Source organism: Nitrospira sp. CMX1 (genome assembly GCF_054902215.1).
In genome coordinates, this window is the sequence record NZ_JBUBKD010000063.1 from 144,986 (window position 1) to 164,069 (window position 19,084).

The window sequence follows — 19,084 nt, forward strand, 5'->3', positions numbered from 1 at the left end:
GCAGCAGTGTCGGCTTGGCGAGAGTACCTATGCTGAATGAACTCTTTTTCAGTTCTATGACCGCCCTGCTGGTTTGCATGGCTCTGATTCCCTTCTTACGGATTGTGGCAGAGCGGTTCCAGATTATGGATCAACCCGGTGGCCGGAAAGTTCATGAGTATGCGGTGCCACGCATCGGTGGGATCGCTTTTGCTATCGGTGCGTGTGCCTCGATCGCCTGGTGGGGGTCTAAGGACGCCATCACATTCTCGGTATTAGCGGGGTGCGGGATTATCGTGTTGTTCGGTGTTTGGGATGACAGGGTTGATCTTACCTACCGAACCAAAATAGTCGGACAGTTGTTCGCTGCTCTCGCAGTGGTGTTAGGCGGGGATATCTGGTTTACCACCCTTCCCTTTTTCCCTGACATGGAAATACCGGCATGGGCAGGGATGTTCGTGACCATCGTGTTTTTGATCGGCGTGTCAAACGCCGTGAATCTGACGGATGGTTTAGATGGCCTGGCCGGTGGATTGTCGTTTTTAACACTCAGTGGGATTGCCTATCTAGCACATCTTTCCAGTGACGCCACTGTTCTCGTACTCACCGTTCCCTTTCTTGGGGCGATCTTGGGGTTCTTGCGGTACAACACCTATCCCGCGCGTATCTTCATGGGGGACGGCGGGAGCCAACTCTTGGGGTTCATGATGGGGGTATTGGCCGTCTTGCTGACAGATTCATCCCGTGGGCCCTTTACGCCAAGCCTGGCCTTATTTCTCCTGGGGCTTCCGTTCTTGGATACGCTCGGGGTCACAGGTCAACGGATTGCGGAAGGACGATCGCCATTCGTGGGAGACCGAGCACATATTCATCATAAGTTGCTCAAAGTTGGATTGACGCACTATGAAGCCGTGACCGTGATCTATCTCATACAGGCTGGCATGCTGGGTGTAGCCTACGTGCTGCGATGGCAGTCCGATACGGTGATCCTGCCGCTCTATCTTCTGCTGGCCGTCACGGTTTTGATGTCGTTTATCGCTGCTGGCCGAGGCCTGATTCCCACTGTTACGGCGCAACGAGGTCATTTCTTGTCGAACGGAACGGTGACCCGATTGATGACCGGTCCTTGGCTGACGGATGTGCCGATCCAGTTCCTGGCGGTGACCGTTCCGCTGTTCCTGATTGCATTGGTGTTTCTTCCCTCGACGGTTCCCACTGACGTGGGGTATGTCTCGATCGCGTTGTTCGCGGTGGTACTGATCGGCCTCTCATGCTCCTCGCAGGTCGCCCCCTACTTCGTGCGCGGCGGCCTCTACGTCGGAACCACATTCTTGCTCTATGTCTGTGAGGGGTCTCGAGTCGGTACCGTCTCCGTTGTCGCGATGGCGCACAACATATTTTTTATCGTGGCCGCCGTCATGGTGCTCCTCAGTCTGCGATTCAATCAGGAAAGTCGCTTTAAGACCACACCGCTCGACTACCTGATGGTGTTTTTGGCTGTGACCTTTCCCTTGCTTCCTGGGGGCAGCTCGGATTTCTCGCATTTGGGTATCTTCGCCGCCAAGCTGGTCGTGCTCTTCTTCTCCTTCGAGTTGCTCCTTCACGCATTTGCCGCACGTGTCAGACAGTTGGGACTCGTGTCGCTCTGGATTCTCTTCGGGTTGGGAATTCGGATTTTGTTGTAGCGAAGCACGTTACGTAATAACCTACAAGCATGAGCATTGAAAACCGGTACGAGCACCGGAAGTGGAGTGTCGAGATGCGTGGGACGGTCGGCATCGTTCTCCTCGTGACGGTTCTTCTGACCGCGTGCGGCGGTCCGGAGGAGCGGAAGGCGAAGTACTTTGCGCGAGCCACTGAGTACATCGATGCCGCCAACTATCCCAAGGCGAGGGTGGCGCTGAGAAATGTGTTGAAGATCGATCCTAAAGATGCGGAGGCGTACTACCTCTTCGCTCAAGTTGAGGAAAAAGAGAAAAACTGGCGCAATGCCGTTCAACTGTATCAGGAGGCAGTTCGCTTGGTTCCCGATCATACGGCTGCCCTTATTACTCTTGGGAAATACTATCTCGAGGCGCGGCTGACCGAACATGTCGTTGAAGCAGCGGACATGGTGCTGAAAAAAGATCCTCATCATCCTCAGGCCAGTGCACTGAAAATTGCGGCTCAGGCCGTAACCGAAGAGGCGATTCCTTCGGTTATTCCCACGGCGGAGGCGCTTGCGAAGGAGTTCCCGACCGAACCAGATGTTGCCATCCTCCTCGCAACGTTGTACGGCCAACAACAACGGCATCGTGAGGCAGAGTCTACATTGAGGCGTGCCCTTGACGCTTACCCCAGGAACCTGGATCTTCTGAATGTTTTGAACAGGGTCTTGATGCGGGCGAATAATCTGACCGGTGCCGAGGCGGTTTTGCGGCGGATGATCGAGACCGAACCTACGTCCTTTGATCATCGGGTGAGACTGGCCCGCTTCTATGTTGAGCAAGGAGCCAAGGAGAAGGCGGAAGCCGTATTGCGAGAGGCGATCGTGCTCGATTCAACCAGCGAACAGCGCCGTCTGATGCTTGCTGAGTATTTTGTGGACAAGAACGATGTGGCCTCCGCCGAGCAGGTGCTACTTGATGCGACAGTACAACTCCCACATTCAACCCAAATCCAATTCGGACTCGGTGCGCTCTACAGAAAAAACGGACAGAGCATCAAAGCGCGTCAGTGCTATGCCAGATTGATCGAAGAATACAAAGAGAAGCCCATCGGTCTGGAGGCTAAGGTTAAATTGGCGGAAATGGATTTTCTGGAGGGAAAGCACGCGGACGCTGAACGTCAAGTGCAGGAGGTCTTGAAAGAGAATCCTCGATCAACAGAAGGCTTGATTCTCACAGGGCAAATGGCATTGATCAGACGAAACGGGAAGGATGCGATACAGGCGTTTCGTACGGTCTTGCACGATCAGCCGGAGTTAGCTGCTGTTCATTATCTGCTAGGCCAGGCCTATCAGCTTGCGGGCGATATCAACCTTGCAAAGGACAGTTTTGAACGGGCGGTGGTCCTCTATCCGGACCAGGTGGATGCCAAACGCTCCCTGGCATTGCTGGAGAGTAAAAGTGGACGGTACCAGCAGGCCCGTGCACGACTCGAGGAACTTTTAAAACAGCGTCCGCATGATGTCACTGCGCTTGACATGCTGATGACGTTGGATGTGGTGACGAAGAATTGGCAGGGAGCAGAACGTACATTGACCAGACTTCGTCAGGTATCCGCCGACAATCAGTCTGTTGCGCTGTTAGCTGAGGGGCGATTTTACGAGGCGCAGCGTCGCCTGAGTGAGGCAAGCCAGGCCTATGAACGAGCGATGACGCTCGCTCCAAACGAACCGGAGCCATTACTCTCGCTTGTGAAGGTAGAGGTAGCGTTAGGGCAGGTTGCTCGCTCCAGAACCAGGCTGGAGTCTATCTTGGCCTCTCACACAGATCATCCATTCGCGCACGGACTTCTGGGGGAGGTCTTGTCGCTCTCACGACAGTATGACGAGGCGACACTCCATTATCGGGAAGCCACTCGAGTCAATCCTAAGTGGATAACACCGTGGCTCAACTGGGCTACGGTGTCGTTATCCCAGAAGAAACCGGACGTGGCGGTACAGATTGCACAAGAGGCGCTCAAGACCAATTCCAACAGCGAAGAGTTGCACATGTTGTTGGCCTCTGCACATGCGGAGCAAGGACAGCCTGATCTTGCCATTGCTGCCTATGAGGCGGCGTTGCGATTGAATCCTCGGAATCTGTTGGCGGCGAACAACTTGGCGGTCTTGCTCGTCGATCACAAAGGGGATCCAGCAAGTTTGCAGAGAGCGTTCGGCCTCAGCAGAGAGTTTGAGAAGGACGCTCCCCATCCGTTGTTCATTGATACACTCGGGTGGGTTCGATTCAAGATGGGGCAGCAGGAAGAGGCGATTCGTTTAATGAAAGACGCGGTTGCCAAATCTCCAGACATGTCTGTCCTCAACTATCATCTTGGGATCGCTTTCTTTCAATCCGGTCAACGAGCAGAGGCTCGCACCTATCTCTCCAAAGCACTCAAGAATTCCGATCCATTTGAAGGGCGACGAGAGGCCGAGCAGGTCCTCGCACAGCTAAGGGGGTAAGAAATATCTATGTTTTGTTCAGTGCGATCGATACTGAGTGGGGGACTGATGACCGTGGGTATTATCATGGCGATGATGCCTGCCCATGCAGGAGATGCGATGCCTCCCTCTCTGGTGTCGCAGCTTGAGCCGGGATACCGACTTGGCGCGGAGGATGTCCTGTTGGTATCAGTCTGGAAGGACGAGCAGTTGACGCGAGAGGTGGTGGTACGACCCGACGGAATGTTTTCGTTTCCCCTCGTCGGCGACATCCAGGCGGAGAATCAAACCGTCGAAGATATTCGTGGAGACCTGGCGAAGCGCCTCACGAAGTATATCCCGAATCCTAATGTCTCTGTGGCCGTGACGAAAGTCGCCAGCTACAAGGTGTATGTCGTTGGGCGAGTGAATAAACCAGGTGAATATGTGATCGGCCATTACACTGATGTGCTGCAGGCGCTGAGTCTTGCTGGCGGTCTGACGCCGTTTGCCGGAGAGAACGATATCAAAGTGATGCGCCGCGTGAGGGGAGAGCAGCAGGCCATTCCCTTCCGCTACGGAGATATTCGAAAAGGGAGAGACTTGGAACAGAATATTCTTCTCCAGCGCGGTGACGTCGTCATGGTGCCGTAGCCAATGTCTGAGAGGGATGAGGTTGGAGGTCGTCATCACCGTCGATATGTGAGAGGCATCGGGCAGTTCATGGCGCTGCTCTGGCTCGTGGGATACGGCGTGGTATTCCATAGTGAGGCCGCAGAGTGGTCACTGTCTCCTTCTATTGGGGCGAAGGGAGTGTATAACAGCAACTTACTGTTGACGCCGTTACCCCATCACGACACCTATGGCTATTGGATCACACCGGCGACGGAGTTGTCCGGCAAGACCGAACGGCTCGACCTCAGCAGTAGGCTCGCCGCGGATATTGTCGGATATTTCGGGGGAGAGGATCGGCAATTTACGAATGTCTTTGCTCCCTTGTCGATGCGTTATCGAACGGAACAGGATCTCTTCGGATTCAACGGAGGATTCATCCGTGACAATACATTGCTCAGTGAATTGCAAGCGACCGGGGTTGTTCTGCAGTTCGCCCAGCGCAATCAGTGGACCTTTAATCCGACATGGACAAGAACGGTGACGGAAAAATTGTCAATTCAATCCAGCGTACAGTTGTTTGACACGATGTATGAAACCGCCAAGTTGGCGGACCATCGCGTCGTGGGTGGGACGACTGGACTGCAGTATCTGCTGACTGAACGCGATCAGGTTCAACTGTCCGGGTCCTATATGGATGTCCGCACCACGGACTCACCAGTCCCATTTCGAGCTAACTTTCCAGGAATCAACATGAGTCTTACCCATGCCTTTGATGAATCGTTGACAGGAACTGTCTATGGCGGTCCCAGGTTCTTGTCCTCCACGACGCAGACACCGGGTGGCTCCGTTGTTGCCAATGAGACGGTGTGGTTGGCAGGGGCCAGTATGATGAAAAAGTTTGAACGAGCCATGCTGCAGGTTTCGGTTGCTCGAGACTTAAGCCCTAGCGGATTTGGGCTCTTGATTCAGACCAATCGAGGCGAGCTCTCCGGAACCTATGATCTTTCGGAGACTCTGACCTGCGGGCTGAATGTGGTTGGAATGCTCACGACCGGAAAAGCGGGCACGGCCATCGGCGGAACCTTTCCAGAAAACCGTTATGTCAGCGTGGCCCCGAAGTTGGTATGGCAATTTTTCGAATGGTGGCATGCGGAGGTATCGTACATGTATCGATGGCGCGACATAGATACCGCAATCAGCTCGACTGAGTCTCATGCGACGACGTTGATGGTGACCTATTCACCTCCCAAACTTTCATGGTCCCACTGAGGCTATGGCACAGACACACGGCTCACTCCAAGCTCCCGCACCAACCATGAGTTTGAAGGACTACATCGGGGCCTTCCATCGCCGCCGTAAACTTGTCCTCCTGACCGGCCTTGGCCTATTGACGGTCTCCTTGCTGTTGGCGTTTCTCTGGCCGCCGACGTATAAGTCAACGGCCACGATCTTGATCGAGGAGCAGGAGATCCCGTCGGATCTTGTCCGATCAACGATTACGAGTTATGCGGACCAACGCATTGAGACCATCAAACAACAAGTGATGAGTCGGACAACGCTCTGGAAAGTCGTGGAGCAGTTCAATCTGTATAAAGATCAGCAGAAAAGTGCCCCGGCGGAAGAGATCGTGACGCGATTCGTGAAAGACATCGAAGTTGATGTTATCAGCGCAGATGTTGTGGATAAACGTACGCAACATGCCACCAAGGCGACCATTGCGTTCACTGTGACCTATCTGAGTCGATCTCCCGAATTGGCTCAGAAAGTGGCCAATGAACTGACGAGCTTGTTTCTTGGGGAAAACCTGAAGAGTCGTGAGCGGCAAGCGCAGGAAGCCACGTCCTTTCTTCAGCAAGAGGCGGAAAATCTTGCACGGCACATCAGCGAGATTGATGAAAAGATCGCCTCATTTAAGCAGCGGGCCAAAGGGGCGCTTCCTGAGCTGATGCCCTTGAATCAACAATTAATGAACCAAGCTGAACGCGAGTTGATGGATATTGATCAGCAGGTTCGTGGCCTGGAAGAACGCAAAACGTATCTCGATGGGGAATTGGCGACGGTTAAACCAAATACGCCAATTCTCTCCGTGACGGGGGAGCGCATTCTCGATTCAACCGAGCGATTGCGGGCATTGCGTGCGGAGTATGCGGCAATTGCCGCCAACCTTTCTCCTGAGCACCCCGATATTATTAAGATGAAACAAGAGATCGACGCGTTGGAAAAAGAGGCGGGAGAGCCCCCTGATGCCGACGAAGCTTCCAAGCGGCTCAATGCGGCACGTACAGCCCTCGCAGCGGATTCAGATCGATTGGGGCCCGAGCATCCCGATGTACTCCAGGCTCATAGAAAAATCGCTGGCCTAGAGCAGGAAGTGTATCGACTCCGAAGCGTGCCCCGGAAGGTTGTGAATCAGCGGCCTGAAAATCCGGCCTATATTAATCTGCAGGCTCAGCTGAACTCCGTGACCTCCTCACTGGAGGCGCTTCGGAGTACCCGTACGGACATCAAGCGGCGATTGCAAGGATATGCCACGCGTCTTGAACGCGGACCAGAGATTGAGCCTGAGTATCTGGTGCTGACACGAGATCGAGACACCTCGGGGCAAAAATATCAAGAGATTCGCTCAAGATTGCTGGAGGCAAAGGTGTCGGAAGGATTGGAGGTTCAGCGAAAAGGCGAACGCTTCTCGCTCATCGACCCGCCCAGTCTTCCCGAGAAGCCGTATAAACCCAATCGACTTGCCATCGTTCTTCTTGGATTCCTTCTCGCAGTAGGCGGGGGAGTTGGTGTGGGGGCAGCCGCCGAATCACTTGACCATTCCATACGAACGCCCGATCAACTCGTAGTCCTGACGCAGCAGTTCCCTCTCGCGGTGATTCCGTTCATGCCGAATGAAGAAGACGTGTTCCACGTCAAGCTCAGGCGGAGGGTCGTGCAAACGGCTGGAATCGGCGTTGTCGCGACGGCTATCGTGTTGGTGCACGTCTTTGTGACCCCTTTGGATGTCCTATGGTTTTCAGCCCTAAGGCGGTTTGGCGTAGAGTAACCAAGAAAGGGCTATTATGGATCGCATCCGTGCCGCACTTGACTTGTATAAGGATTTGAGAGGCTCCTCCACCCGTGGTGAAGCCAGCGGGGGAACTGCGACCCTGTCGGTGCCGCCGCCGATTACATATACGAAGACCAGATCACTGAGCATTGCCCACACGGTTTTGCGTAATCATCGTGTGATGGCCGCGCATAAGAAGGGGCCGTTCGTCGACGCTTATAAAATTCTTCGAACCCAAGTCACACAGCGGCTTCGTGAAAATGGATGGAATGTCGTGGGTGTGACGAGTCCCGGCTATGGAGAAGGGAAGACCCTGACGGCCGTCAATTTAGCGGTCAGTCTGGCAATGGAAACAACGCAGACCGTACTGTTGGTGGATTCGGATCTGCAGGATCCTACGGTGCATCAAGTATTTGGTTTGAAAGATTGTCTCGGGCTGGCCGACTACGTGCTTGATGATCAGCCTGTCGAAGACTTGCTGTTGCACCCTGGGATTGGGCGCTTTGTCTTGTTGCCCGGAGGTCGCGCGATCTCAAATTCCACTGAAATCTTGACCTCACCGAAGATGGTTGCGTTGGTGGAAGAGTTGAAGCATCGCTATCCCTCCCGAGTCGTCATATTTGATCTCCCTCCATTGCTGCATACGGCGGATGTCTTGGCGTTTTCTCCGTACACGGACGCGCTTCTGATGGTCGTCGAGGAGGGGAAGACGACGGGTGAGGAATTGCAGCGCGCCCTATCATTGGTCAAGAACTCACGACCAGTCTTAGGAACGGTGCTAAACAAGGCTGGACGATCGTCCTTGACCCTTGCGGATATGAAGGCCATGTTGGCCCCCTAGGCCGCACCGTTGTATCTAGAACGGCAGATCTATGTACGAATCATTCTATCGGTTCAAAGCCAAACCGTTCGCACTCCTACCAGACAGCAGCTTTCTTTATCAGGGCACAGAACATCAGGCGGCCTATAGTCTGCTGGAATATGGCATTCTGAGCGAGGCTCCCTTTATGGTGCTCACCGGGGATCCCGGTGTCGGGAAGACCTCCCTTCTTCAGAAGCTCATCGCTGAGCACGGAAGCCGGCACAAAATCGGGTTGGTGACCAACGCGCGGTACGATATCGAGCAACTCTTGCCATGGATCCTCTTGTCTCTTGGGTTAAGTACCAAACGGCTCGACCCCATCGAAGCCTACCACCTCTTTGCAGAGTTTCTCGCTCAAGAATCGAAGCGGTCACGACGTGTCATTCTCGTCATTGATGAAGCACAAAGCCTGGGTGCGGAGTTGCTCGAAGAGCTGCGTTTGTTGTCGAACATGAACGACGGGAGGACCTTAAAGTTACAGATCATTCTCTCCGGTCAACCTGATCTCTATACGCTGCTTCAACGGATCGATATGACTCAGTTCGCGCAACGGATTGTCGTCGACTATCATCTCAAACCACTGTCGGAGACGGATACGCTCAATTGTATTCGCCATCGACTGCAGGTTGCGGGCGGGCGTCCAGGGCTCTTTACCGACCAGGCCTGCGCGCTCGTGCATCGATTGAGTCAAGGGAATCCACGACTGATTAATCAAGTGGCAGATATTGCCTTAACCTATGGTTATGCCGAGCAGGCGCGGACCATTACTGCAAAGTTAGTCGCTCAGGCTGCCCTTGACCGGATCAAAGGGAGAATACTTCCGCTGGCTGCCACGGAAGAATTAGTTGACCTTGCATCTGCTCCGGACGAGCCCTTAGAACACCAAGGTTCCATCCGGACTTCCTCGATTGCCGATGAACCGTCTGAAGCCGATTCGAGTCGTTCTCCGGAAGAGGACTATGAACGAGGGATGGTCTTAAAAGCACAAGGGCAGATGAAAGAGGCCGTCGAACTCTTTCATGCCGCTGCCAGGGACAAGTCCCTGTGGTTCAAGGCGTATGCCCAGGTCGGTTTTTGTTATGTCACGATGCGGGAGCCTCAGGCCGCGATTCAAGCGTTTTGCACGGCTCTGGATGATCCCACGGCGCCACTGGAAGAGATGATGGATGTCCTTTACTGTTTGGGGCGTAGTCTTGAATCCGTTGGAAAGACTGATCAAGCGAGAGAAGTGTATGAGCGAATCAATCAGTCCACTCCATCCTTTAGAGATGTCTCCAATCGATTGAATCAACTGGCTAAATCTCCGAAGCCGTCGCGGAAAGGCGATGAACAACTCACAAGAACACATTCTTGGTTCAGTGGAATCATCGACAATGTTCAACGATTTCTCGTCGGCAGCCACAAGTGACTCGTTTTCACGAGTGATCATGAGCCATGAAGGCCCGCATGTCTGATTCAGCCGGGCAGATGTCCGATCCAGCCGTCAGCCCTGTGGAACGCTATGAGCGAGGACTTGCGCTTAAACAGGCAGGATTGCATAACGCTGCGATCGACCAGTTTGAAATGGCTGCCGTCGAGACGTCAGTGACTCTGAAAGCCTATGCACAGATCGGGCTTTGCTATAAATTGTCCGGTTGCTATGAAGAAGCGGTCCCGGCTTTTCGGAAGGCACTGAATGTGGCCACGGCCTCTTCAAAGGAAACCGTTCAAATACTCTATGTTCTCGGTCGCACGCTGGAGTCATTGGGGCGCGTTGCGGAAACACTCGAAGCCTATCGCTGGATTAGGCGAGAAGATCCGGACTATCGGGATGTCACGGAGAGGATCGAGCGGCTCAGCTCCCGCCGCCCGACAGTCGCCGTAAAAAAGCGCTAGGCAGAGGACGTGTTTCCGGCCAAAATGGCATTTTCGTAGACCCGCTTGGATGCACCCCGTACAGAGCGCCTCTCCGTGCCATCTGCCGAATTCCTACGGCCGCGACTTTCAACGTTGCGTAACCTGATCAAATTTTTCTGTGGTGGCGGTCGAACGTCTTGCCGCTCATACTCAGGTCTCTGACACGGAGAGGAGTGACGATGGAATGCATTCTGTTTCGCCATGGCATTGCGATAGAACCAGATGAGTGGAAGGGGACTGAGGAGGATCGTCCGCTGACGGACCAGGGGAAGAGGCGCACCAGACAGGCAGCTCAAGGGATAGTTTTACTGGGTTGCCAGCCGACGTATCTGTTCACGAGTCCCTTCGTGCGGGCATACGATACGGCAAGGATTGTGCGTATGGCGGTCTGTCCAACCCTCGAGTTGGAAACCAGGAATGAGTTGACGGTGGGAACAAAACCAGATCAACTCATGGCGCTTCTTCGCACACTTCCCTCAGACGCAGTTGTGCTGTGTGTTGGGCATGAACCTCTGTTGGGTGAAGTCGCGAGCCTGTTACTCTGCGGGAAAGTGCTTTCTAATTTTCCACTCAAGAAGGCTGGAGCTGCCAGTCTCGAACTAACAAACGGTGTCAAACCTGGACAGGCTCGGCTGCGCTGGTGGCTGAGGCCCGGACAGTTACGAGCGATTGGGAAGCGTTCGTCCAGCACGCAGGCAGAGTGAAGATGCTCAGGTTGGTATGGGCTTGGCACCGACCGAAGGTGTCGGGTTTTGCATCACCGGAAGGATAGACACTCTCGACTTGTCCCGGATGTTTTCTGGTGATTTCCTGACATCGACGACGTTGGACCTGACCTTCATTGCAACGTGTCGAATTCTTCAATGCCTTCGACGAAGATCCGTTTCACGGGATAGGGACGAGCTGCCGCCTTGATCAGATCTGACTCGGTCATGACTGGTCAGCTTTCAGCGGCACGCCGGAGAACTGCACCGGTCGGCGGAAGACCTGTTCGAAGAGATCTGCTCGGTTTTTTGCAGCCCATAGTTCCATCTCTGCGTCGCCCGTGAGGTGCACGTCGATGGTGATCTGCTTCCCAAACTTGATCTGCACACGTTGAATCAGGGAAAAATGGGTCCGGTCGAGTCCATCCGCAATTCGCAACAGTGAGGCAAGGATCTTAACGGCGCGTTGAAGGCGGGGCGGCAGGCTGTTGAATTCCTCGTGTTTGACCGTCGGCAAGGCCCGTCGGTGATAGCGGGCGATACTGGCCACCACATCGATATCCTCAGCCGTCAACCCGCCAAGATCGCTATGTTTGATGAGATAATACGTATGCTTGTGATGCTGCCTGGGATTGATGTGATACCCCACGTCGTGCAGGATGGCGGCATATTCCAGCCATGTACGTTCCTGGTCTCCGAGGTGATGCTCGCGCTTGGTCTGGTCAAACAGCTGCAAGGCCAAACTGGCTACATGGAGTGAATGACCCTCCGGGGCATGGCAGCGCCGAGCCAGACCGATCACGTTGCGACGGCGGACGTCAGGAAAATCCTGCTCGGCCTTCAACCCTTCACGATGGCGGGCGATAAAGTCGTAAATGATTCCTTCTCGAATGGCCTTGTCGCAGAGCGTGATTTCCTGAAGGTCGGACAGTTCGAGCAGGCATCGCAGCACGACGGTCGTGGGCAGCAGAGTATCGACGCGTTTAGGATCCAGACCTGGAATGGCCAAGCGGTCCTTCACTGATGAACGAGCCAACTCAGCTTCCAAGCTTCGGATATGCTTCAATGAAACGGTTGCCAGATTGTGTTGTGGCAACGGGCGACCCATCTGACGGAGATGCACGACTTCTCCCACGTTGCCGGCCATGCCTGAGGTAGCGACCAGGGAGTGAAACTTCTTCATCTTAAAGGACTCGATGGCGTCACGGAGGTGCGTCGTGACGACGGTTTCAAGCGAGCGCATCATCGATTCCGATGGCGGAGTCTTTGGAAGACATTGCTCGGTGAGCCGGATCGCACCCAGTTTGAGGCTGGTGCCGTGCATGAGGCCGTCTCGATTTCCTGCGATCAACTCTACGGATCCGCCGCCGATATCGACGACTAATGTCGGTCCGTCCGGCAGAGCGATACTGTTCTTGACGCCAAGAAAGATCAGCCGAGCTTCCTCCACCCCGCTGATGACACGGACTCTCAGCCCGATTTGTTCCTGGATCATCGCAACAAACTCGCCGCCGTTTTGGGCTTCACGCACCGCGCTGGTCGCCACGGCCGTGATGCGCTCAAATCCCTTGTTGTGGGCGAGTGTGACCAATGTTTTGAGTACATTCATCGCGCGGGCCATGGATTCATCGGAAAGGCGTCGGGTGGCGAACACCCCGTTGCCCAATCGGGTGATGTCTTTAAACCGGTCCAGAATTTTAAAGCTGGCATCAGGAAGGATCTCTGCCAGCACCATGTGAATGGAGTTCGTTCCGATGTCGATGACGGCCAGTTTAGGCACGACAACTCCTTCTAGTGTGAGAGTGTACGGACCTTAATAGACAAACAGGGGGCTGTCAAGAAGTGGAGTGTGAACAAGGTGTGATAACGTCGAGGGTTACCAACAGGAGTGGTTCAATCTGAGTTACGGCTCTATTGGATGACCAGATGAACGCTGCGATTTTTCTGCCGACATTCGCCGGTGTGCTCAAAGCAGAGCGGACGATCTTTCCCATAGCTTGTTGTGATCACGTCGATGGCGAGTCCGCGTTGTTGCAGCGAGGCCTGGACGCTTTTGGCTCGACGCTCCCCGAGGACGAGATTGTACGCCGATGTTCCGATGTCATCACCGCGCCCCTCCAAGAGGAGATGTGTGACTCTGTCGTGCTGAAGTCGTTGAACATTTGTATCTAAGATTCGCATTTCTTCCGTTCCGATCACGTCCTGGTCAAAATCGAATAAGATGTCGGCGAGCATACCGGAATCGAGCCCGGTGGCATTACGGGCCATCAGTTCAGACTGCATAGCGGAACTTGTACGCGAGCCCGTGAGGTGGGCATCGGTTGGTGGGATTTCCTTAATCGCTGGCTCAGCAATCCGTTCCTCCTGTCCACGTAAGTCCTGACCAATGAGGGATCCTGACCTGGAGGAGCACCCAGGTATCAGCAGAGCGGTGAGACTGAGGAGGCCGACGAGCGTCACACTGCGTACCGGAATCATAGGTCTGCCTTTGAGTGACGGGCAAGCCGGCCGTCACTGACGGAGTGTCTGGGCTCCTTCATAGATCGGCTGGGTTTCGCTGATCGGCGTCCAGCTCAAGACTGCCAATGAATCCTCAACATACTTCGGTGTTCGCATGCCGTTTAAGACGCAGGTCACTCCCGGCGTGCTGCTCAGGAGCCAGCACATCTGCTGGGAGAGCGAGGCGGTATGGTGTGCGTTCGGCAAGAGCGGACGGATGATGCGAGCGATTCGCTCAGTGTGTGCCCGACTTCGCAGGGTTGCCTCCTGTCTGAATGCACGTAGAAGAGTCAGGAGCTCAGGAATATACCGTTGTCGCCACTGTTCCCATTGCTCGGCGGCACTACCGGAGAGCTGGCGTGAAAGCAGTTGGAGAACCTGATTGACTTGTGGCGCAATCATGTGGTGCTCGATCTGTTCCCAATGTTCGAGCCCTTGAATCTGTGGCAGGATGCGTCGCAATTCCGCAGACCAATTGAAGTAGTCGCTCGGAGTGTGTTCGGTCCCAGCCGGTTGGATACCTGGGGCAAGGGAGGTCCGATACTCCTGTTCAAGGGTGTTCACCGCGCTCAGCTGCCGATCAAGGTCGATCGATGTGTCATCAACGGGGAGTTCCGCAAGCCGTATCATCTTGTTGCGTGCCACCATGGCATTCAATGGCCGATTCACCAGCACGGCGATGTGGTGTTGCCGTGCATAGTCAAGAACCGTTTGTGCACACGAGGGTCCGGTATTGGCGATGGCGGCAGGTCCTGATTCGAAAAGATTCATCGGGCACTGCAACACCTGAAAGTGATGGGTGGAATTCCCGAGAGAACGTGCCGCGGTTTCAGCTGCCTGTACCATGTGCGAGAGGGATGTTCCTTCCGGGTCATCAGCGGACAATGCGACCGTGTTCGAGGATACACCATAATATTGGAGGCGTCCAGCCGCCACCTGTGTCTCAAAATAGGCAAAGGCTTGTTGAAGCCGATCATAGAAATCTGTGCGTAGCGTTTCCAACTCTGATGCGCCCTGATGCGGCGCTGCCAAGAGGAAATATTCGGGGTTATGGAGCAGACAGACGTCGAGTGTTGTCAGGCCAAGACGATCCAGTGATGAGGTCAGCTGGTCGGCCAAAAACTCGGGATGAATGCAATGCCAAATCCCGTCCCCATATTTCACCATATCGGGATAGGGATGCCCAGCCTTTTCCTTCGCTTCCGCCATCTTCAGATTCTGCCCCTGGATGTACCCGATTTTAGAGATCACAATGAGTTCATCGCGCCGAATCTCACCGGATGCCACGAGCTCAGCCAGCACGGATCCCACCAATCGCTCACTGTCCCCGTCCGTGTAGTTCGTGGAGGTGTCGATAAGGTTGCAGGAGGTTCGTAGGGCCTGTGTGAGCGCCGTGCGATGCTCAACATGCTGGGTATCGACTCGATAGGTGCCGAATCCAATCCGTGTCGCGGTGAGACCGGTCGTACCGAGCGGTGTCAGGCCTTGGGCCAGCCCGGCCTGTCCGCTTCGGGATAGCATGCGGGATGCGTAGGTGGCCGTCCCCTGTACAGTTGCCTGTCCAGCCAGCACGGTGCCGCGCAGCAGTCTTGGTTCATGCCGCAGCTCCACGCTGGCGGATTGATCAGTTTGTAAAGCCTCTGTTACGGCACGAGGATCTGTGATCGGCTGTCGGCAGGTGTAATTTCGGCAAATGTAGAGAGTGGGCATGCCGGAGACGGTTGGTCGGTTCTGCAACAGAGGCAGCGACGACGGTGTCAACGATGAACTTGTCGCGATAATGCGGTTGGGCAAATAACATTGGGCCACGGCTTGTCGAAGCGAACGGAGCGCGTCCTGCGAGGCCTCACCGACAAGAGCCAGTTCCACCGGACCTTCCGTCAAAAAATCAACGACGGCAAGACTCTTGGCAAACGCACGAGGATAGCGAGTCGCCTGTCGGCCGTAGGCGCGTATCGCGGCGGTGGCAGCACGGCGCCAGTCATCTCGATCGAAGTGCCAGGACAGCCTGGCGAGGGCAGACGCCGCAACCGCATTGGCGCTGGGTGTCGCACCGTCTGTGCCTTCGCGGTGACGGAGGATGAGGGTTTCGTGCTGTTGTGCCGTGGTGAAGAATCCCCCCTGCTCCTTGTCATGAAAGTCTGTCATCAAGTGATCGGCTAATCGGGCGGCGACATGGAGATAGGATTCAGCGGCACCGGCTTCGTAGAGATCCACCAAGCCTTCGGTGAGGTAGGCATAGTCTTCCAGATACGCGTCGAGATGTGCACGACCGGCTCGTGAGGTGCGAAGTAACCGTCCATCAGGTTTGGCATGGTATCGCAGCAGGTAGTCGGCAGTCCGCGTGGCTTGCTGGAGATATCGGGCGTCGTCAAAGATGCGTGCGGCTTCAGCCATGGCTGAGAGCATCATGCCGTTCCACGAGGTGATGATCTTGTCATCGAGTCCAGGAGGCACGCGCTGCCTCCTCGCTTCATACAGCAGAGGCCTTGCACGGGAGGCACTTTCCAGCAACTCGTCCGTGGTCAGATTCAGCTGTCTCGCGACCTCTTCGATTGGTCGCAGCCGATTAGGGATATTCGTATGTTCCCAATTGCCGGATTCCGTGATGTCGTACAGCGCACAGAATCGCTGCGTGTCTTCGTCGCTTTGGAGGACCTCTCTGATCTGGTTCGGAGTCCAGACAAAGAACTTGCCTTCGATGCCTTCGGAGTCGGCATCGGTTGAGGAGTAGAATCCGCCTTCAGGACCGGTCATCTCGCGGCAGATATAATCAAGCACGTCGGTTGCGACATCCCGATAGAGTGGTTTCTTGGTGACTTGATAGGCTTCAACATACACGCGCGCTAAGAGGGCATTGTCATAGAGCATTTTTTCGAAATGAGGGACCAGCCATCGGGCATCCGTAGAGTAGCGTGCAAAGCCACCGCCGAGATGGTCGTAGATCCCACCGGCTGCCATCATGTCGAGAGTCTTGGTTACCATGGTCAGCGTGTGAGCATCGCCTGATCGTCGATGGCTGCGAAGCAAGAGCGATAGACCCATGGCGGGGGGAAACTTGGGCGCCGTTCCAAAGCCGCCATGGGTCTCGTCGAACTCGTCTTTGAACTGAACGACGGCCTCTTCTAGGACTGATTCGCTGATCGAGACAGGGGAGAGGCGTTGCCGTGAATCTTGCAACTGGGCGGTCAGTTCTTTGGCCTGCTCCAGGACCTCTGAGGGGCGTGTCTCCCAATAGTCGGCAATTTTCTTCAGGACAGAACCAAAGCCAGGTCGCCCCCAGCGATCCTCAGGAGGAAAGTATGTGCCGGCAAAAAATGGTTGCTGCTCCGGTGTCAGGAAGACGGTCATGGGCCAACCACCTTGCCCATGATTCATGGCGATTGTGGCGGCCATATAGATCTCATCGAGATCAGGTCGCTCTTCTCGGTCAACTTTGATACAGATGAACCACCGATTCATGAGTTCCGCGATGCCCTGATTCTCGAACGATTCCTTCTCCATGACATGGCACCAGTGGCAGGCAGAGTACCCGATGGAAAGGAGGATGGGACGCTTCTTTTCTTTCGCGAGTTGCAGCGCCTCCGGCCCCCAGGGATACCAGTCGACGGGGTTGTAGGCATGCTGCAGCAGATAGGGGCTGGTTTCGTGGATGAGCCGATTCGGCTTGCCGCTGGTGGAAGATGAGGACATAGGCTCAACCTAGCATCGTGACGAGAAGAGCGTCAACGGAGATGAGGCGCGGGCGAAACGTCTTTCGTGAATCGTCCGGGTCCGGCACGTCATGCGCTTCACGAACGGCGGGTTTATGGTAGGCTTCACTGGAGGAAGGGGAGGACCTCGGTGCCTATGAGTGAGATCGGCCCATATTCGAACTACCGACTGACAGTCAGATTGGAATTGACGAATAAGCCCGGCATTTTTGCGCATGTGGCGGCGTTGTTGGCTGAGGAAGAGGCCAATCTTGGGGCGGTCGATTTGGTGTCGGCGACCAAGACACGCATGGTGCGAGACCTCACGTTCGATGTCCAGAGCGAGGAACATGGTGAAAAGGTATTGGCACGGTTGCATGCGTTGCCTGATGTGACCGTGTTGTCCGCTTCCGACCGGATTTTTCTTCTTCATCTTGGAGGCAAGATTCGGGTGGGCAGTAAGGTCCCGATCAGTACCAGGAACGTGCTCTCCATGGTCTATACGCCGGGAGTGGGACGGGTGTCGCAGGCCATCGCGAAGGAGAAGTCCAAAGTCTATACCTTTACGAGTAAGAGCAATAGTGTGGCAGTCGTCTCGGATGGCTCCGCCGTACTGGGGTTGGGGAATCTCGGGCCGGAGGCGGCGCTTCCCGTTATGGAAGGCAAGGTGATGCTCTTCAAAGAGCTGGCCGGGATCGATGCCTGGCCCATTTGTGTGAGTACGCAAGAACCGGATGACATTGTTCGAATCGTCCAAGGAATCGCACCTGGGTTCGGCGGGATTAATTTGGAAGATATCAGTGCACCGCGGTGTTTTGAAATTGAGCAGAAGTTGAAACAATCCCTCGATATCCCCGTGATGCATGATGATCAGCATGGCACGGCTGTGGTGTTGCTCGCTGCGTTGACGAATGCCCTTCGGGTCACCGGAAAGCCACTGGACCAGGTCCGGATTGTCGTCAATGGGCTTGGTGCTGCCGGTACGGCCTGTTGCCGCATATTGCTGGCGGCTGGTGCCATGCATGTGCTGGGATGCGATAAGGAGGGCATCATTCTTTCCGGGGAAGCCGAGCAACTCCGGGCCTGCCGAACCGACCTCCAGGCTTGTTTGACACGGGACAATCCGAAGGGCACGTTGCGTGATGCGTTGAAAGGCGCCGATGTTTTCATCGGTCTGTCAGTCGGCAATGTCGTGACGGCAGCGGATCTTGATCTGATGGCTCCCGATCGAATCGTCTTTGCATTGGCGAACCCAGATCCGGAAGTGCCTCCTGAAATCGGCAGTGCCAATAGCAGGATCTTTGCCACGGGGCGATCAGACTATCCGAACCAGATCAACAATGCTCTGGCGTTTCCCGGGATCTTTCGGGGGGCGCTCGATGTGCAGGCCAGTGAGATCAACGAAGCCATGAAGTTGGCAGCGGCACAGGCCATTGCGCATGTGATCCCGGAGAATACGTTGGGTGAGGATTACATCATTCCCAGCATCTTCGACAAGGAAGTCGTCCCCAGCGTGGCGAGAGCCGTGGCGGCAGCAGCTCGCGCGAGTGGGGTCGCCAGAAGACGGGCAAGAATGGACGATCCGCCCCTTCCTGAGTAACCCCTTCCCCTTGATGCAGCTGGTTTTGCACGGTTTCTTGAGCCTTCAGCCCGACGCAGCCCCTGTGGTAGAATGCGCCCCTT

13 protein-coding genes are annotated in these 19,084 nt (G+C 55.1%); 10 read left to right on the forward strand and 3 right to left on the reverse strand.

The features are described from left to right. Positions 1 to 29: 29 nt before the first annotated feature. The 9 genes from ACYX34_RS16225 (at position 30) to ACYX34_RS16265 (ending at position 11,210) form a co-directional block, all read left to right on the forward strand. Positions 30 to 1,664, forward strand: a complete 1,635-nt coding sequence (locus ACYX34_RS16225) for a glycosyltransferase family 4 protein (RefSeq protein WP_462077619.1) — start codon at positions 30 to 32, stop codon at positions 1,662 to 1,664. A gap of 29 nt (positions 1,665 to 1,693) precedes the next feature. Then, positions 1,694 to 4,126, forward strand: coding sequence for a tetratricopeptide repeat protein (locus tag ACYX34_RS16230; protein WP_462077620.1), 2,433 nt, complete (start codon positions 1,694 to 1,696; stop codon positions 4,124 to 4,126). 48 nt (positions 4,127 to 4,174) lie between these two features. Beyond that, positions 4,175 to 4,738 carry a polysaccharide biosynthesis/export family protein gene (locus tag ACYX34_RS16235; RefSeq protein ID WP_462077621.1) on the forward strand — a complete coding sequence of 188 codons (564 nt, stop codon included), beginning with the start codon at positions 4,175 to 4,177 and terminating at the stop codon, positions 4,736 to 4,738. 3 nt (positions 4,739 to 4,741) lie between these two features. After that, complete coding sequence (locus ACYX34_RS16240; protein WP_462077622.1) at positions 4,742 to 5,968, forward strand: hypothetical protein; 1,227 nt, start codon at positions 4,742 to 4,744, stop codon at positions 5,966 to 5,968. Between the two features lie 4 nt (positions 5,969 to 5,972). Continuing rightward, on the forward strand, positions 5,973 to 7,745 hold the full coding sequence (locus ACYX34_RS16245) for a GumC family protein (protein WP_462077623.1): 1,773 nt from the start codon (positions 5,973 to 5,975) through the stop codon (positions 7,743 to 7,745). 16 nt (positions 7,746 to 7,761) lie between these two features. Next, positions 7,762 to 8,589, forward strand: a complete 828-nt coding sequence (locus tag ACYX34_RS16250; RefSeq protein ID WP_462077624.1) for a CpsD/CapB family tyrosine-protein kinase — start codon at positions 7,762 to 7,764, stop codon at positions 8,587 to 8,589. A 31-nt stretch (positions 8,590 to 8,620) separates the two neighbouring features. Continuing rightward, complete coding sequence (locus ACYX34_RS16255; RefSeq protein ID WP_462077625.1) at positions 8,621 to 10,018, forward strand: ExeA family protein; 1,398 nt, start codon at positions 8,621 to 8,623, stop codon at positions 10,016 to 10,018. 38 nt (positions 10,019 to 10,056) lie between these two features. Next, the gene (locus tag ACYX34_RS16260) at positions 10,057 to 10,485 is read left to right on the forward strand and encodes a tetratricopeptide repeat protein (RefSeq protein ID WP_462077626.1); all 429 of its coding nucleotides are present in this window, start codon (positions 10,057 to 10,059) and stop codon (positions 10,483 to 10,485) included. A 200-nt stretch (positions 10,486 to 10,685) separates the two neighbouring features. Next, entirely contained in the window at positions 10,686 to 11,210 is a 525-nt protein-coding gene (locus ACYX34_RS16265) for a SixA phosphatase family protein (RefSeq protein ID WP_462077627.1), read from the forward strand. Between the two features lie 226 nt (positions 11,211 to 11,436). Here the strand turns inward: ACYX34_RS16265 and ACYX34_RS16270 are convergent, their stop codons facing one another. From ACYX34_RS16270 to ACYX34_RS16280, 3 genes are all read right to left on the reverse strand, one after another. Then, positions 11,437 to 12,990: a Ppx/GppA phosphatase family protein gene (locus tag ACYX34_RS16270; RefSeq protein WP_462077628.1), complete on the reverse strand. Its 1,554-nt coding sequence runs from the start codon at positions 12,988 to 12,990 to the stop codon at positions 11,437 to 11,439. 131 nt (positions 12,991 to 13,121) lie between these two features. Continuing rightward, positions 13,122 to 13,688 carry an OmpA family protein gene (locus tag ACYX34_RS16275; RefSeq protein WP_462077629.1) on the reverse strand — a complete coding sequence of 189 codons (567 nt, stop codon included), beginning with the start codon at positions 13,686 to 13,688 and terminating at the stop codon, positions 13,122 to 13,124. A 33-nt stretch (positions 13,689 to 13,721) separates the two neighbouring features. Further along, positions 13,722 to 17,402, reverse strand: coding sequence for an aldo/keto reductase (locus ACYX34_RS16280; protein ID WP_462077630.1), 3,681 nt, complete (start codon positions 17,400 to 17,402; stop codon positions 13,722 to 13,724). A gap of 156 nt (positions 17,403 to 17,558) precedes the next feature. On the opposite strand from ACYX34_RS16280, the gene ACYX34_RS16285 reads away from it, so the two are divergent. Beyond that, a complete protein-coding gene (locus tag ACYX34_RS16285; RefSeq protein WP_462077654.1) occupies positions 17,559 to 19,001 on the forward strand; it encodes a malic enzyme-like NAD(P)-binding protein in 1,443 nt (480 codons plus the stop codon). The last annotated feature ends 83 nt before the right edge of the window (positions 19,002 to 19,084 follow it).